Genomic DNA, 19920 nt, shown 5'->3' with positions numbered 1-19920 from the left:
CCGCTGCATCGTTCAAGCCTTTGAGCGGTATGGCCGTCATTGGCTGTCATGAAACTTACGTGTATCTAGGCCATTAGTCATGGCGTCCAGCTCTAAACTTTTCCCCTAAATCCAAGATTAGTACTCCCGAGTTTGGTCGCCACGGTGGTGGCCACTTTAATCATCTCGGGAGCAACACGATGGTCGCAGTGATCACGGGCAACGGTCTGGGCCTTGGCAATACCTCGTTGACGCAGTTGGGCTCAGCGCAGGGCGGCTCGCCCTCGCTCGGTCAGGTCGGCAACCGCGGTTACGTCAATACCGCGACCGGCAACCTGGTCCTGCAAAGCGCCGACGAAGGCATGTTGTTCGACGGCCTGCCGCTCAACGTGCTACGCACCTACAACAGCCTGGGACAGCTGAGCAGCAACGGCTGGAGCTATGGCTTCAGCCGTAACCTCAACGGCCTGACCGGCACGCTCAACACCGCCGGCAGCACCATCACCCGTACGGATGACGACGGCTCCAGCGTCGTCTACACCTACAACGCCACGCTCGGTGCGTACGTCAGCACCGCCCAAAGCGGCGCCGTCGACACGCTAAGCTGGAACGCGACCTCGTCCACCTGGACCTGGACCGACGCCGCCGATCGCCGGCAGGAAACCTATAACGCCACCGGCCAGCTCACCGCGCTGACCGATACGTCCAGCGGCGCCAGCTACAACTTCAGCTACAGCAATGGCCAGTTGAGTCAGATCACCGCCGGCGATGGCGACACGCTGCTGCTCGGCTATAACACCAGCCACCAGCTGATCAGCCTGTCGATCCAGGAGATCCCGCCGGGCCAAAGCACCGCCGTGACCCGCCAGGCGGTGAGCTACGGCTACGACAGCCAGGGCCGCCTCACCAGCGTCACCACCACCCTGGCGTCGGACACTGACAGCAGCACGACGGCCAGCTACACCTCCGCCTACACGTATCAGGGCACCACGGACCTGATCAGCAGCGTTACCCAGAGTGACGGTACCGCGGTCAGCTATACCTATACGCAGGATGCGCAGGGGGCGTACCAGGTCACCGGTGTCACGACCGGCAGCGGCAGCGCCGCCCAAACCATCGCGCTGAGCTACGGCACCCACAGCACCACCGTCACCGATAGTCTGGGCAATGCCACCACGTATCAGACCAACGCCCAGGGCCAGCTCACCAGCGTGATCGCCCCGGCGGTGAATGGCGTATCGCCCACCACCACCTACACCTACGACGCCAACGGCAACTTGTTGACGAGTGCCGATCCGAACGGTGCCATCACCACGTACCAATACGACGCCAACGGCAACCTGCTCAGCGTCGAAGACGGTGCCGGCAACACTGTCAGCTACACCTACAACGCGGCCGACCAGGTCACCAGCAAGACCACGTACACGGTGCCGGCCCAAGGTGTAGTGGGGCAAGGCGGTTATGTGGCGCCGAGCGGTGCGCAAACCAGCTATTACGTCTATAACGCCACCAACCAGCTGGCCTACGCCATCGACGCTCTGGGTGCGGTCACCGAACACGACTACAACTCCGTCAATGGTCTCAGTGAACTGACCACCACGCGCCAGTATCTGGGCACGACTTACAGCACCAGCAGCAACAGTCCCAGCAACCCGCCGACGTTGGCTCAACTGCAGGCGTGGGTGCAGGGTACGGCTGTACAAAACACGCTCAGCCAAAGCACTCGCACTGACTACACCTACGACGTGCGCGGGCAGCTGACCTGGCAAATCCAGTACGACACGATCAACAGCAGTGGCGTGGGCGTGGTGAGCAACGGCACCGTCGTCACGACGACGACATATGACGTGCAAGGACGTCTGCTGCACTCAAGCACCGAGACCGGTGCTAACCGCAGCACTTTGCAGACCACTGCCTATGCCTACGATGGCATAGGAAGAATGATCAGCAAGACGGACCCGCTTGGGAATGTCACCAGCTATGCCTATCTCGACAACGGCAGTTACGACGCGTTGGTGATAACGCAGGCTAATGGACTGAGCACTTTGCAGATGCGTAACAGTGCCGGGCAGTTGGTCAGCAGCACGCAGCTTTCATCGGGTAATGCCAACTCTCCATCGCCGGCAACTGTCACGCAGACTGGCCTGTCGATAGGGCTCGGGTCTACCTCGACGACAAGCACCGGCGCCACAATCGCCTACCAAAGTCACTACATTAAGCATCCGGATGGCACCGGCCAATGGGTAGAAGGTGAGTTTGTAACGATCACCGTAACCAGTGCGCAGACCACGTATACCAGGTTGTACGCTACACCGCTGACGGCGGCGCAAATGGCCCAGTTCGTCGCCTCGCCAACAGCCGCCACGTTGCAACCGATGCTGGTGACTAGCGCCAGCGACCAGATCAGTCTGACGATTAGCGGCAGCAACGGACAACAGGCCAAGGTGCAGTACGGCACCACCAGCTTCACCAATCCCGACGGCAGCACCGACCCGGTCACGGGTGAATTGGTAACCATGACAGTCGGCAGCACCCAGACAGTGCAGTACGCCACACCGCTGACAGTGGCGCAGCTGGACTCGCTGGGTACCACGCCCACCTTGTCGGCTGTGCAAGCGCTGTTGACATCCAGCGCGAATGACCAGACCACGTTGAGCGCGGTGGACAGCGGTGCGAATGGCGTGACGGCCGGCGTGAGCTTTGGTGCTTACAAAAATCCGTCCGGCGTGCTGGTGGCTGGCGAGTTCATAGCGGTTTCGTATGCTGACAGCAATAGAACTCATGTAACTACGACTTATGTCACGCCACTGACTGCAGCTCAAGTAGCTTCCTTGGGAAGTGCGCCCACTTTGGCGCAGATTCAGGCATTGGTGACGACCAGCGCGGCCGACCAGACGTCTATCCGAACGATGGATAATTACGGCCTTAGATATCTCATTCACCACATCGACGGCCTTGTGGTGGGCCAAAACGCGGACGGCAGCTTAAAAGCGCTTGCGCCGGGCGAGTACATCACTGCCTATCTAATCAACAGTGCGGGAATTCGAACGGGAGTCGTCACTTATGCTACGCCGCTGACATCGTCACAAATCGCGTCTTTGGGTACGGCACCGACAAGTGCGCAAGTGCAAGCACTGATAACGACATCGCCGGATGATTACTCGATCAGCTATATCATCGATGGTAGTCGATCCAAGGGGTCCATTCTTCCCGGTACCGTTTCCAACGGTAACAGTACCCAATTTGGTTACTTCGCAAATATCATTTACTACAGTGGTAGCGGAAATTCCTATACAGAAGTTATTTATCAAACGCCGCTAACCAGTACACAGCTAGCTTCCTTGAGTAGCCCGCCCACGCTTGCACAGGTGCAAGCGATGGTCAGTCCATCGAACAATGACCTAGTGTCGTCGGTTATTTTTGATGCGGCTGGGCGAGTAGTAGCCGAAATCAATTATCAACAAGTCACCGTTACGACCAATGGCAAACCCAGTACGGTGGTGCAGGAGTATGTGTTTACTCAGACGTTTGACAATCAAGGCCGGTGCGTTGCAATCACCAACTATGCGACACCCTTGACCCCGCTGCAGGCGGAATCGCTGGGTGTTCCTACCTTGCCACAGCTGCAAGCACTGGTCACTCCTAGCGCCGCTGATCAAACGAGCCTGACCATCTACGACGCATATGGCAATGTCAATGCCACGGTGGCCTATCAGACGCACTACTTCACCAACGCCGACGGCACGGTGAGTACGGTCACTGGCGAGTTCGTCACTGTCAATCAGCCCGGCGGCAGTCCATTGCTTTACAAGACACCGCTGACGGCCGCGCAGATGGCCTTGCTGGAGGAGGCGCCCACACCTACTGTTTTGCAAGACGTCCTTGCCAGCACCAATCCTGGGCGTAACACGACTTATGGATATGACAGCGTCGGCCGGCCCACAAGCGTTACTGATCCCAATGGCCAAACCAGCTACACGCTATATAACGCCGACAATGAGTTGGCCTATTCCGTGGATGCAGACGGCAACGTCACTGGCTATACGCGTGACGCCGACGGACATGTCATTAGTACGGTGCAATATGGCACACCACTGACCGCCAAGCAGTTGGCGACCTTGGCTGCCACGCCCACGGTAGTCACCTTGCAGGGCTTGTTGACGCCTGGCAGCAGCGATCGGACCACGACCACGATCTACAACGCGGCCGGCCAAGTCGTCGCAACCATCGATCCGGCCAACAACGTCACTACCACCACCTACGATGGCACCGGCCACGTGCTGGCCACCACGCAATACGCAACACCCCTGACCGCTGCGCAGCGCACGACGCTGGGCAGTCATCCGACCATCGCTGCGCTGCAGGCCGACCTCAGCAGCAACGCCAACAACCGCACGACGCTGACGGTGGACGACGCCGACGGGCGGGCCGTCGCCACGATCGACGCACTCGGCTATGTCACGGTCACCGTGTATAGCGATGCTGGCGCGATCGTCCGTCAAACCGCCTATGCCACCGCGTTGACCGCGACGCAGCTCAGCAGCCTGGGCAACACCCCCACGCTCGCCGCCGTGCAGGCGGACCTCACCACCAGCGCGCAGGACCAGACGACGCGCACCACCGTCGACGGGGCCGGGCGTGTCGTGGCCACGATCGATGCGGATGGCTACCTCACCACTACCGCTTACGACGAAACCGCCGACACCACCACGACCACGCGCTACGCCACCGCGTTGACCGGCGCCCAGCTCGGTGCGCTGACCGGCAGCGAGAGCGTGACCGCGCTGGTGGCCCTGCTCGGCAGCAACACCGCGAACGAATCCAGTCACGTCACCACCAACGGCGACGGCCAGATCACCAGCCGCACGGCCGTGGATGGTACGGTCACGACCTATACCTACAACAGCGTCGGCCAGGTGCTCAGCACCACGGTTACGCCGGTCAGTGGGCAGGGCACGGCCCGCACCACGAGCGCCACCTACGACGCGTTCGGTGAGACGTTGACGTCGACCGATGGGGCGAGTGCGACGACTACCTACGTGTACAACGCGCTCGGCCAACCCGTGGAGGCCACCGATGCGCTGGGCAACAGCACATGGACTACCTACGATGCTGACGGCAAGGTCCTGTACACCATCCAGGGTCAGCCAAGCGGCGCGACGCGTAACGCAACGGGTAACGTTACCGCTTACGCCTACAGCGCCTTCGGTGAAGTGACCAGCACCACCACTTACGCCGCGTCGCTCACGCTCATCACCACCGGCAGCAACAGCGGGACGTCGATAAATCCCACGGGCGCGACCGCCGCTCAAGTGGCAGCCGCCATTGCTGCACTCAGCACCATCAACGGTGCCCCCACTGCGGTGACGACCACCACGTACACCGCCGACGGCCAGGTGGCGACCGTCACCGACGGCAACGGCTATCAATCAGTCCGCAGCTATGACGCCTTCGGCGATGTGGCGCAGGTGCAACAGCAGCTGAGCCAGCCGGGCAGTGCGCTCACAGCCAGCAACAGCACGACCACCACCTATGCCTACGACAACCGCGGCGAACAGCTCAGCACCACCGAGGGCGTTGGGTCGTCTGTCGCGCGCACGACCTCCGCCACCTACGATGCCTTCGGCCGCGTGACCCATCGCACCGACGGCAATGGCAACACCATCACCTATACCTACGACAACCTGGGTCGCCAGGTCACGACCAGCCAGACCGTGCAGGGCACGGCGCGCAGCACGCAGACCACGTACGACGCCTTCGGCCAGGTGCTGACCGAGACCGATGCGCTCGGCAACACCACGACCTTCAGCTACAACGTCACGACGCACACCGCGACGGTGACCACCCCCGGCGGTATCACCACCACGACGGTGAAGGACGCCTACGGCGACACCGTGAGCGTGACCGACGGCGGCGGCAACACCACCACCTATACCTATGATGGCGATGGCCGCCTGCTTACCGCCACCGATGCGCTGGGCAACGTCAGCCACCGCCAAGTCGACGCTGACGGCGAGCTGATCCAGACCACCGACGCCAGCGGCCGCGTGGTCACGATGACCTACGACGCGAGCGGCCGCGTGCTGACGCAGACGGTCGATCCGAGTGGGCTCAATCGGGTGACGACGTACAGCTACGACGGCCAGGGCCGTCAGCTGCGTGTCACCGATCCGATGGGCGTGGTGATCGCCTACAGCTATGACGCCAACGGCCAGGTGCTGAGCAAAGTGGTCGATGCGACCGGGCTGGCGCTCGCGACCACCTACACGTATGACGGTGTCGGCAAGACGCTCACCGTAACCACGGGTGCCGGCACCAGCGCGGCGACGACCACGCAATACGTCTACGACAATCGCGAACGCTTGAGCCAGGCCATCGTCGCCCCGGGCACGCTCAATCTCACCACTAGTTACACCTACGACGCCAACGACAACCTGGTCACCAAGACCGACGCCAACGGCAACGTCACGCGCTATGTCTACGATGAAGCCAACGAGCTGATCTACACTATCGACCCGGCTGGCGCAGTCACGCAAACCTGGTACGACGCAGATGGGCGGGTCACCGCCACGCGGACCTACGCGACTATGCTTACCGCCAGCAAGTTGAGTGCGCTGGGTAACACGCCAACGATCAACAGCGTCAGCGTTTATGTCGCCACGAGCAACATCGATAGCTATACGCAACATGCGTATAACGCCGATGGTCAATTGATTTACGCCCTGAGTGGCTTGACATCTAGCGTCACGCAGTTCACTTATAACGCGGCCGGACAGGTGGTGCAGACGCGTCAGTATGCGACAGCGCTCGCCACCAGCAGCCTGAGCCCCACTGCCTCCGCAGCGGCGGTCGCCCCTTACGTCGCTACCAGCAGCAACGACCGCATCACCACCGCGGTCTACAACGCTGACCGTCAAGCGATCGCCGCGATCGATGCGGCCGGCAACGTCAGCTACACCTTTTACGATGCTGATGGCCGGGTAACGGGCACCATCGATGGCGATGGCTACGTCATCGCGTACACCTATGATGCCAACGGGCAAGTTGTCCAGCGCACGCAGTACGCGACGCCGGTCGCAACGGCGAACTGGATCAGTGGCGGTGCGCTCACTGCCAACTATCCGGCCAGCCTGCAGGTGCCGGCGAAAAGCGCCAACGACCGCACCACGACTACGCTTTACAACGCTGCCGGCAGGGTGGTGGCAACGATCGATCCCGCCAACAACGTTACGACCACGCTGTATGACGGCGCCGGTCACGTAGTGTCCACCACACAGGTCGCGACCCCGTTGACCGGTGCGCAGCGCACGGCGCTGGGCAGCCAGCCGACCCTCGCGGCGCTGCAGGCCGATCTCAGCAGTAATGCCACCAACCGCACTACGCTGACGGTCTATGACGCCGACGGACGCGCCGCCGCGACCATCGATGCGCAGGGCTATGTCACGGTCACTACGTACAACGACGCGAGTGAAATCGTCCGGCAGACGGCTTATGCAACGGCACTGACCGCGGCGCAGCTCAGCAGCCTGGGCGCTACTCCCACGCTCGCCGCGGTGCAGGCGGACCTCACCGCCGGCGCGCAGGATCAGACCACCCGTATGTACAACGACGGGACCGGGCGAGTCGTCGCGACAATCGATGCCGATGGCTACCTCAGCACGACCGCCTACGGCGATACCACCGATACCACCACGACCACTCGCTACGCTACCGCGTTGAGCGGCACCCAACTTGCGGCGCTGACCGGTAGCGAGAGCGTCACTGGGCTGGTAGGCCTGCTCGGCACCAATACCATCAACGAACAAAGCACAGTCACGACCAACGCAGCTGGCCAGGTCATGAGCCGCACGGCCGCGGATGGCACCGTCACCACGTACATGTACAACAGTTTCGGCCAGGTGTTTGGCACCTCGGTCGTGCCGGCCAACGGGCAGGGCAGTGGACGTTCGACCAGTGCGACTTATGATGCGTTCGGGGAAACGCTGACGTCGACCGATGTCGCGAGTGCGACGACTACCTACGTTTACAACGCGCTCGGCCAGCAGGTGGAAGCCACCGATGCGCTCGGTAACAGCACATGGTCCTATTACGACGCCAATGGCAAGGTGCTTTACACGATCCAGGGTCAACCCAATGGCAGCACGTGCAACGTATTAGGAGATGTCACCGCCTACGTCTACGACGCCTTCGGCGAAGTGACCAGCACCACGACCTACGCTGGTCAGCTTACCCTCATCACGGCCGGCACCAACAGCGGAACGTCGATCAATCCCATCGGGGCGACCGTCAGCCAGGTTGCCACGGCGGTCGCCGCATTGAGTGCGGTGAGCGGCGATGCCAATGCGGTGACCACCACCCAATTCACGCTCGACGGCCAGGTAGCAACCGTCACCGACGGAAATGGCTATCAAACGGCGCGCAGCTACGACGCCTTTGGCGACGTGACCCAGGTGCAGCAGCAACTGAGCCAGCCGGGTAGCGCGCCCTTCGCCAGCAACAGCACGACCACCACCTATGCCTACGATGCTCGCGGTGAACAGCTCAGCGAGACCGACGGGGTCGGATCATCTGTCGCGCGGACGACCTCCACTACCTACGACGCGTTCGGCCGCGTGACCCGCCACACTGATGGCAACGGCAACACCGTCACCTATACCTACGACAACCTGGGTCGCCAGGTCACGACCAGCCAGACCGTGCTGGGCACGGCACGCAGCACGCAAACCACCTACGACGCCTTCGGCCAGGTGCTGACCGAGACCGATGCACTCGGCAATGTCACCAAATACAGCTACAACGTCACCACGCATACCGCCACGCTGACCACGCCCGGCGGCATCACCACCACCACGGTGAAGGATGCCTACGGCGACACGGTGAGCGTGACCGATGGCGGCGGCAACACGACCACGTACACCTATGATACCGGGGGCCACCTTCGCATCATCACCGATGCGCTGGGCAACGTCAGCCACCGGCAAGTCAATGTAGTCGGCGAGCTGACTAGTACCACTGACGCGACCGGCGACATTGTCACGATGACTTACGACGCGAGCGGCCGCGTGTTGACGCAGACGGTCGGTCCTAACCTGGTGACGACGTACAGTTACGACGGCCAAGGCCGCGAGCTACGTGTCACTGACCCGATGGGCGCGGTGACCACCTACAGCTATGACGCCGACGGCCAGGTGCTGAGCAAGGTGGTCGATGCGACCGGGCTGGCGCTCACCACCACGTACACGTACGACGGCGCGGGCAATACGCTCACGGTGACCGAGGGTGCTGGCACCAGCGCCGCGACGACCACCCAATACGTCTACGACAACCGGGAGCGCCTGAGCCAGACCATCGTCGCGCCGGGCACACTCAATCTCACCACCAGCTACGCCTACGACGCGAACGACAACCTGGTCACGAAGACCGACGCCAACGGAAATGTCACGCGCTACGTCTACGACGAAGCCAACGAGCGGATCTACACCATCGATCCGACCGGCGCCGTCACGCAAACCTGGTACGACGCCGACGGGCGTGTCACCACCACGCGCACCTACCTCACCCTGCTCACGGCCAGTCAGCTGAGCGCGCTGGGCACCACGCCCACCGTCGCGGCGGTCAGCGCCGACATCACGGCCAGCAATACCGATCCCTATCACCAGCGCGTGTACAACGCCGATGGCCAGTTGGCGTACGAGCTGACCGGTGTCGGTCTAAACACGACGCAGTACACCTACAACGCCGCCGGGCAGGTGACGCAGACCCGCGCATATGCCATTCAGCCGTCGGTCAACGCCTGGACCCTCACCAGCTTCAATCCGGTGGCCACGGCCGCAACCGTGGCCGGCGTGCTGACTGCCAGCAGTAGCGACCTCGTCAGCACCACCGCTTATAACGCCGACGGCCAGGTGGTCTACGGCATCGATGGGGCGGGCGATGTCACGCAGTCCGTGTACGATGCCGCTGGCCGCGTCACCAAAACCATCGCCTATGCCACGGCCCTGACCAGCTCCCAGTTGGCGGGTCTCGGCAGCACGCCGACGGTCGCGCAGGTCGCGGCGCTGATCACGAGCAGCGCGAACGATCGCGCCACGTACACCAGCTACGACAACGCGGGCCGTGTGCAATTCACGGTCAATGCCGCCGGCGCGGTGGTGCAAACCTACTATGACGCCGGCGGTCGCGTCGTGGCCACGCGCGCCGATGCCACGGCGCTGACTGCGGCCCAGCTGGCCACCCTTGGTACCTCACCGACGCCGTCGCAGATCGCCAGCCTCGTCAGCCTCAGCGGCAGCGATCAGGTGAACTACCAGATCTATGACGCCGCCGGCCGCTTGCGCTATACGATGGATCCCGTCGGTTACGTCACCGAAACCCGCTACGACGCGGCCGGACGGGTGATCGAATCCCTGGCCTATGCCAACGCCCTCAGCGGATCGAGCATCACCACCCAGAACGCGTGGGTGCCGCTGGCCGCAGGCACCGCACAACCCTTGATGGCGGGTCTGATCAGCACCAACGGCAATACAGATGCGACGGCCGAGGCAACGTTGTCGTTGTATGACGCCGCCGGACGTCACGCCTTCACGGTGCAGCAGAACAACAGCGGTAGCGTTGGTCTGGTCACGGGCTACGCCTACGACGCCAACGGCAATCTCACCAGCCAGACCGTCTACGGCAGCACGTTGAGCTTGAGCACCACGTCCTCGCTGAGTGCCCAGCTCACCACGGCCAGCGTGGCCACGGCGTTGGCAAGCTTCACCGCCAAGCACACCACCAGCATGGTTTACGACGCCGACAACCGCGCGCTGTACAGCATCGATGCGTTGGGTAACGTCACGCAGAACAGTTACGACGGCGCCGGTCGCCTGATCGAAACCCAGCAATACGCCAATCCGATCACGCTGCCGGGCACGATCAATGCCAGCACGATCGCGGCGGCCGTCAGCGCGGCCGGCACCAGCGGTGCACGCATCAGCACCACGTACTACAACTCACGCGGCGACATCACCGCGACCGGCGACGCGCTCGGCATCAACGCCAGCTACGTCTACGACGGTCGCGACCTCAAGACCAGCGCCAGCAACCGCGATGGCGCTATCTGGAATTATGTCCACGACGGTGCCGGGCGGCTGATCCAGACCCAGAGCCCACCCGTCACGGTCGGCAGCTACAGCACCGTCAACGGCCAGTTCCAGACCGCCGCCAGCCAGTACCTCTACACCACGAACACATACGACGCCTTCGGCGGCGTCACCAGCACCAGCCAGGGCTACGGCGCGAGCGCGAGTGCGATCACCACCGTCAGCAGCACGAGCTATGCGTACGATGCGATGGGGCATCAGGTGCAGGTGACGGATGCGCTCACCCACGTCAGCACGACCACCTACAACGCCCTGGGCGAAGCGGTGGTGAGCAAGGATGCCAACGGCAACTACACCTATCGCACGTATAACGATGGCAAGCTGGCTTACGCCGTCGATGGCAATGGCTACGTGACGGCATACACCTACGATGCGTTTGGCAACGTCGTCACCACCATGCGCTACGCCACCGCGCTCAACACCAGCGCGATCACCGGCTGGAGTGCAGGGCAGCCGCTGAGCGTGACCCAGGTGGGCCAGGGGCTGGTCACATCGAGCAACGATCGCAGCACCACCACGACCTACGATCAGCTCAATCAGAAGACGCAGGTGGTGCTGCCGACGGTCGCCTATACGCTGGCGATGGGGTCGCTCGCAGGCAACGATAGCACCGGCTCGCCGACCACCGCTTATACCTATGATGCCTACGGCAACGTCTCCAGCGTGGCGCAGCTGGTGCAAGCTGCGTATACCTCCGGTACCACCACCACACCGGCGATCTGGGCGACCACGTACACCTACTACGACGCACTCAATCGCGCGGTCATGGTGGTGACCCCCACGGGTAGTTACACCAACCCGCAGGGCTATGTCACCTCGACGGCCTATAACGCCTTCGGCCAGGTTACTAGCCGCACGCAATACGCTCAGGCGATTAATGCCAGTGGCATCAGCACCAGCACGATGCCCGGCTTGCCGGGCGCTGCCACGTCAACCAGCGGTGCCGATCGCATCACCAGCACCACCTACGACGCGATCGGCCGGGTAGCGAGCGAAACCCAAACCGGCAGCTACACCTATAGCGGCGGTACGCTCGGCCAGCTAAGCGGCAGCGTGGGTTACGCCTTGGTCAGCAGCGTGACCAGCTACACCTACAACGGTGAAAACCAGGTCGCCAGCCAGACCGTCAACGGCAATACCACGACCACGACCTACGATGCGCTAGGCCGCGTGCTGACCATCACGGCACCAGCGCGACAGGCGTTGGTGAGCAACTGGCAGTCCCTCCTGGAAAGCACGCCAGGCGATGACCTGACCAGCGCCGCGCTGTATACCAGCGTCAGTCCCGTCACGACCTACGTATACGATGCGCAAGGCAACGCGCTGAGCACCAACGTTTCCGCTGGTGGCCAGTCGTTGCAGACATGGTCGTATTACGACCAACTGGGTCGGATGGTGGCGCAGTACGATCTCAATGGGGCGGCGCTGCACCACATCAGCTACGACGCCAACGGCAACGTGCTCACGCAAAGCTATACGTTGACCGGCAGCACCATGGCGACCACGACCAATACCTACGATGCCGACAACCAACGGTTGAGCACCGCCGTGCAGCGCAGTGGTGTTGGCACCTACGACAACTATGTCCAGAAGAAGTACAACGCCTTTGGCGAGGTGATCGCCAAGGGCGATAACGTCGGCTACGAAGCCACCTACACTTACAACGTGGCAGGTCAGCAGGTCAGCGCGCCCCATAGCAGAACAGGCGCGGTCTATACCTACTTCTACGACCTGGCCGGCCATCTGATCGCTGACCAGTCAACCATCACGGGCAGTACGGCCACGACATGGATGCATAACTGGCTGGACTTGGGCGGCAATACGATCCAGCAGCGCACACCTGCCACCAATGCAGCCAGCGGTGTGGATACCAGTACGCAGGTGACCTACACCTACGACCGCTGGGGCAACGTCACCGCCAAGACCGACGCCAACGGCACCACCACCACCTACTACTACGACAGCCAGAACCAGCTCGTGGTCGAAGCGGAAGCCAGCGTTCTGGTGACCTCGGCGGCGGGCGTCTATAACTGGGTCAACCCCTCGAAAGAGTGGTATTACAATGTTGCCGGCGAATTGATGGGCGTGACCGACGAGAACAGCAACACCTCGTGGTACGCCTATGACGCCGTCGGCAACAAGACGATTGCGCAGGACAATATCGGCGCGCGCACCTACACCGCCTACGATGCCCTCGGCCGCGCTGTCGCCTGCCAAACGCCGCCGGTGCAAACCGCCACCGGCACCCAGGCCAACATCACCTTCACTAATTACGACAACCTCAGCCAGGTCATCGGACAGGGCTACTTTCTGCTCAACGCCGCCGGCACGGCACGTACGCTCGTCATGCAGGGCACCTACACGCTGAACGCCAACGGCGACCGCCTGCAGTCCACCGATGCGCTTGGCAACACCATCACCTACACCTACGACAGCCAGCACCGTGTGCTGACTAGCACCACGCCGCTGAACGAAACCACCGCCTATGTCTATGACGTCAACGGCAACCTGATTCATCAGACCGATGCGGACGGCTACACGCAGAGCTGGACATATAACTACTTCAAGCAGGTGCAGACGCATACGGACGAAAGCGGGGCGACCTACACCTACACCTACGACGCCAACTCCGGCCTGTTGACCACCGAAACCAGCAACTGGAATGGGACCCCCAATCCGGGTGCCATCACGTCCACGCTGACGTTCGGCTACGAAGCCAATGGCGCGCTCGCCAGCTTGACCGAGGCCGTCACCAGCGGCAGCAGCACGGTCACCTCCACCTATGGGTATGGCTACGACGCCAACGGCAATGAAACGCTGGAGACGATCAACACCCTGAATGGTGGCGGCGGTGCGGTTATTTCGCAGATCGTGGTCAGCTACGACAGCCATAACCGGCTGCAGGAGGTCACCGACGAGAACACCGGCGGTGATACACCGTTTGCGACGATGCGCAGCGTGTACGTCTACGACGCCGATGGTAATCGCCGTGCCGTGTTCACGAGTAGCGCCTATGACGCCAACGGGGTGGCGGCGACGCCGATCCCATTGACCACGAGCGGCCCCAGCGTGACGTCGATCGCGAACCAGAGCACCGCGCCGGGCGTGGCTATCGGCTTCAGCGTCGCTGGTGATTTTGCCGACAGTCTGGGCATGGGGCTGACCTTTACTGCCACCGGCATGCCGAGTTGGATGAGCATGAGCAGCTCGGGCGCTTTCACCGGTATGGCGCCGGTACCCACGCCTCCAGGCAGCTTCACTATCACCGTCACCGCCACCGATGTGCTGGGTCACACCGTCAGCAGCTCTTTTACGATGTCCGTGCCGGCCGTGTCGCCAGTGTTCACCAGCGTCCCGAGTAACCAGACCGCACAGCCTGGTAATGCATGGAGCTACCAAGCACCGACGGCGACGGATGCCAACGGCTATGGCATCACTTACAGCGTCAGCGGCACCTTGCCACCGGGTATCAGCTTCAATCCCTCGACCTGCACCTTCAGCGGTACGCCCACTGCTGGTGGTACCTATGCGCTCAGCTATACCGCCACACCGAGCAGTGGAGGGGCTACGCCCACGACCGTGCCGTTCACCATCACGGTACCGAATGTGGCGCCGGTATTTACCGGCGGCATCGGCACGCAAACCGTGCAGCCAGGTACCAGTCTGAATTACCAGGCGCCTGCGGCGACGGATGCCAACGGCTACGGCGTGACCTACAGTGCCAGTGGCCTGCCTTTTGGCATCAGCTTTAATGCCTCGACGCGCACGTTTAGCGGTTCGTTGACTGCGAACGGCACCTGGACGGTGACCTATACCGCGACGGCAACTACGGGAGGACAGTCTGCTTCGCAGACATTCAACATCACCGTGCCAGCGGTAACGCCGGTATTCAGTGGTGGCATGGCGAATCAGTCCGCGACAGCAACGCTCGCGATGAATGCTTATGTTGCTCCGGCCGCCACCGATGCAAACGGCGCAAGTATCACTTATAGCGCAAGCGGCCTACCGGCAGGCGTAAGCTTCAATGCCTCCACGCGCACCTTTAGCGGTACGCCGACGACGGCGGGTACGTATGTGGTGACTTACACTGCCACGAGTGCGGTCGGTCCGTTTGCGTCTTCGACGTTTACCATTACCGTCGCCGCGGCGTCGCCGCCGGCAGCCACGGGCGGGACGGATCAGGCCCGTTTTACGTTTGGCCAATCAAGTACGGTCCAGCCCGTTATCTTCACAAATCCGATGGGACGTTCGCTTTCCTATTCGCTTACCAATAATAGTGTTCCCGGCCTCAGCATTAATAATGGGTCGGGTGCCCTTATCTACACTCCACCGTTCGGCACCAATACCAACCAGATATATACCGTCGTGACCATCACGGCCACGGATCCCGTCGATGGCCTGTCTTGCGCGCAGAATGTTACGGTCACCGTAGCGACAGGGCGCGTCGCTACCATGTCAACAGCGGAGTCATCCACCGCCACACCAATGGCCACGCTGGCCTCAACACCTGCGCCTTCCAGCGGACCCAATATCCAAGCCGATTGGTTCACCTATGACGCCGACGGCCGCGTGCTCGTGGCCGATGGCAGCTTGCAAAATGGCCAGATAAGCATTGCCAACGCCAACAACTCCGGTGCGAATGTCTACGACGCGGCCGGCAATGTCATCCAATACACGTCGCTCAACGGTTCCAATCAGCAGACCATTCAAAAGAACTACTACAACGTGCTCGGCCAGCTTTCGTCGGTGCAAACCACCGCGGCCGGCGGCACGACCTTCAGCCAATACGAAAGCCGCAACTATGACGCGGATGGACGCCTGGCCAACGATATTTTCTATAACCCCGCAGGCCACCAGGGTGCGGGTACCAGCAACAACACTCTCGTGACTTTCAACGACGCAGGTTGGGTATCGAGCGACACCTTCTATTCGTATAACGCCGATGGCGAATTGATCGACCAGAGTCAATACGCCGAAGAGGCTGCACAAAATCTCATTAGCCAATACGGGACCAACGTGGCGGCCAATTACCAGGATACGGCTCCGCCAAGCACCGCCACCGGCAGTACCGCAGGAGCCTTGTTTTTGGCGACGGAGTACAGCTATGCCGCAGCAGGTCCGGGCTATGGCTACAACGCCACAGGCAATGTCCTGGGTTATCGCACCACAACGGGCAGTATCGCGACCGTTATCAATAGCAACCCCACCAACAGCACGATCGGCACGCAAATCAGCTACATAAAGCAGAACGGGTTGTTGCAGACCGGCACCACGCAGACCGTGATCGCCGGCACCGCGACCGCCGGTCCTGCCACCAACAACACCTACAACGACCTTGGGGAACTGGCGAGCAGCAGCGGTACGGTCAACGGTGCCGCGCAAACCCAGGTCATGGCCTATACGGGTGGCGGACAGCTCGTGCAAAAGAGCGTTATCGGCGGCGGTGCCACGACCATCACGGTCTACGAATCCGTCAGCGAAAACGAGCTGGGAAGTGTGGATAGCACCGGGGCCATCAATGTACTGAGCACTACCGGTGGCTATAGCAATAGCGCCCTCGGCACGCAGAGCTACACCGTGCAACCGGGTGACACACTGCAGTCCCTCGCGCAAGCGATCTATGGTGACAGCAACTATTACTACATTCTGGCGCAGGCTAATGGCTTGTCGCCCGCGGCACCCCTTACCCCGGGGATGTCCCTGAAGATTCCGCAGATAACCACCAGCGCCAACGCAAGCACGACCTATCAACCGTATTTGCAAACGCTCAGCGCCGGCGCCGCGTCTTTTGAAACGGTCGCACAAATCATTGCCATGTCGATCGAAGCTGTGCTCAATCAGCAGTCCGCCTTGGCGCAGACCGTAGTGCAAATCGAGCAGGAGGAAGCCGCATGGGAGGCGCAACAGAACGCGCCGAAAACTGCGCAAACTGTGTCTGAAGCGAATATCGATCACATCGACGGTGTACCCGAGCCAGCTTTCAAGTCATCGGAACCTGCGGTCCGGCAGGCGTCCGCCAGGCGGATGGCGATGGCTGCTCCCATGATGGAAATGGCTATGGACGAGGCGATCGATGGCGACGGCGGTGGTGGTGGTGACGGTGGCGGCTGGGGCGGTGATGGTGGCGGTGATGGCGGCGGCGGCTGGGGCGGTGACGGCGGCTGGGGCGGCGGCGTAGCCAGTCCCTCCGATCCGTCAACGGGTCCGTCAACCGACCCGTCAACGGGTCCATCAACCGACCCGTCAACGGGTCCATCAACCGACCCGTCAACGGGTCCATCAACCGACCCGTCAACGGGTCCATCAACCGGTCCGTCAACCGATCCGTCAACCGATCCATCAACCGATCCATCAACCGATCCATCAACCGATCCATCAACCGATCCATCAACCGATCCATCAACCGATCCATCAACCGATCCGTCAACCGATCCATCAACCGATCCATCAACCGATCCATCAACCGATCCGTCAACCGATCCGTCACAGACGCCTGCGCCGGCACCTACACCGGTACCGACGCCGGCTCCAACGCCTGATCCGGTCGTCACCCTACCGCCGATCGTTGTGACTCCTCCCGATATCAATATCAACCTGACTTCTCCTGATACGACTGTCAATATCGGATCCACGATGTTGACAAATGCCTATGGCATTTACGGGAATGATGGTGGTACCGATGGGAACGTTGACAACGGTGATCCATATATCGGAGACAGCGCGGCGCAATCGCTGCTTGATCAGCAAATTTCTGATGGAAATGCGTTTGCGGGTATAAACGGCCCCAGCAGTCAAACCGTATCGGACACTACGAATACGCTATCGAATCTAACGTATAACACTGGCGCTACAACTGCTCCTCAAGCAGGATGGAGTGATCAACAGCTATCGGCTTATTTCGGAAGCCTGGTACCTAATTTGAATTCAGTGTGTTCGCAACCCGGTGGCTCCACCTTCACTGTTCCAAACCCTGGCGTTGACCTAAATGGAAACCCCTTGTCGTCGAATGGGTTTGTCGTAACGACTTATGGCGTAAGTGGACAGAACACTACGCAATTGGATCCAAACTATCAGGGGTTCGTCGCTACCGAAAGCACGAACGGGTGCAATGTAAGTTACGCCTATGGGGCTAAAGCAGTCCCAGATACAGGGCTTTCACAAGCCGGCAATAGCTCCGTAGACACAGGGGGGGTCGATCCGCAGCCCCATACTCTCGACCCCGTTGACGTAACGCCAAACACACCAACCATTTCTGTAGATCCACCCACCATCACGGTGACCATCACCCCTGGTAGCCTCTCCGATCCCGGCCATGTCGATCTGGGGCCGATTGCTATGCCGGGTCCCGTATCTGCGCCAGATCCGACACCCGCGCCGGCTCCAACACCTGAGCCGAGTCCAACACCGGAGCCGAGCCCAACACCGGAGCCGAGCCCAACACCGGAGCCCGAACCGGTACCTGTTCCATATCCGATACCTACACATGTCCCAACACCTGCGCCGGTTCCAACCCCTGCGCCGGCTCGAGTGCCTGCACCAACTCCGGGTCCGGCTCCTGCGCCGGCGCCGGCTCCTGCTCCTGCTCCTGCTCCGAATCCAGCGCCCGCACCCGCACCCGCACCATCAAACCCGACACCAAGCCCATCTGCTCCCGCGCCGAGTCCGGTGCCAAGTGCACCCTCAAATTCCGGTGGCATCGGCCAAGCTTTGAAGAACGCCAACGCGCAGATCCAGCAATTCAATCAGATCGTCACCGACGAGCTTGAGCAACAGGGCCAAGAAGATCTCAGGAATGGTAATAATGCCGCTTTTGTCTGGCACGGCATTCAATATGCGATCTACAAGACTCTTGCGCCGAATAGCGTGCAGGAGGGGGTGGTAGACCTTGTTGGTGGAGAAGTTGCCGGCAAGGCTGCTAAGCTACTGGGGAAGGCTGTGACTGCGGTTGCTCCGGAGCTTGCCACTGCGGTAGGTGATGCGGTTGGAAAGCTAGGAAAGAAGGCATCTGAGGTCGTTCAGTCAGCTAGAGATGCAATTGGTAAAGGTAAGGTTCCAGGCACGACAGCTGTTGACGCAACAGCGGAGATTGGTGCTCGTAACAGCGGGATCCCACCGAAGCTGTATCACTACACAAACGAAGCGGGTATGAAGGGGATTTTGGAGTCGGAGACTTTGAATCCGTCGCTGAAGGCCCTCAATCCGAATGATGTGCGTTACGGCAATGGGCAGTATCTTTCCGACATTGCGCCTGGAACAATGTCGCCCGCGCGACTTTCGAAAGCGTTTATAAACAACCCATTCCAAGGGGCGCGGTATACAAACTTCATTGAGATCGACACTGCCGGCTTAAACGTAATTCAAGGTAGGCCGGGCGTGTACGTTGTTCCCAATGAAGTTCCACTCGATCTGTCAGGTCGAATCACTAACAGTGGCCAGGTGCTAGGACAATGATGTACATACAAGTGAAGTGGATTCATTCGCTAAGCTCTGAGCCGGTGGTCATGTACAGTGAAATTGACCAAAGCGGTTGGGAAATTAGGAAAGTTGAAGTCTATGCGGATGGGCGCATGGGCTTTGCCAGTTCATCCGAGTCAAAGGGCGGTTCTGGACTAAGCAGGGAACCATTGCCTTCGATAGCCGAAATTGCTGCGGATCCACAGTTTGAGCCAGCAGAGATCAATCAAATTGACTTCGAGCGAGTTTGGTCCAAGGCTCATGGCTAGCGACTAATGCTTTCTTTTCAGAGCGCCCGCATAAAGCGGGCGTTTTGTTGTTTCAGTAAGTGAAGGTATTCCGCCGA

2 protein-coding genes are annotated in these 19920 nt (G+C 61.0%); both read left to right on the top strand.

Going from position 1 to position 19920, the window contains the following annotated elements; translation table 11 throughout:
* Window positions 1-179 precede the first annotated feature (179 nt).
* Complete coding sequence (locus EKH80_RS16895; protein ID WP_126685962.1) at window positions 180-19571, top strand: HYD1 signature containing ADP-ribosyltransferase family protein; 19392 nt, start codon at window positions 180-182, stop codon at window positions 19569-19571.
* Window positions 19568-19843, top strand: coding sequence for a DUF6881 domain-containing protein (locus tag EKH80_RS16890; protein ID WP_126685961.1), 276 nt, complete (start codon window positions 19568-19570; stop codon window positions 19841-19843). Before EKH80_RS16895 ends, EKH80_RS16890 begins: the two co-directional genes overlap by 4 nt.
* Window positions 19844-19920 lie beyond the last annotated feature (77 nt).

It is taken from the genome of Dyella choica (genome assembly GCF_003977665.1).
GTDB lineage: Bacteria > Pseudomonadota > Gammaproteobacteria > Xanthomonadales > Rhodanobacteraceae > Dyella_B > Dyella_B choica.
The sequence above is the reverse complement of the archived record's forward strand: the minus strand, read 5'-3'. Positions and strand labels throughout refer to the sequence as shown.

Coding starts and splice junctions, on each gene's coding strand:
- EKH80_RS16890 (WP_126685961.1), top strand. CDS start 19,568: ATGATGTACATACAAGTGAAGTGGATTCATTCGCTAAGCTCTGAGCCG.
- EKH80_RS16895 (WP_126685962.1), top strand. CDS start 180: ATGGTCGCAGTGATCACGGGCAACGGTCTGGGCCTTGGCAATACCTCG.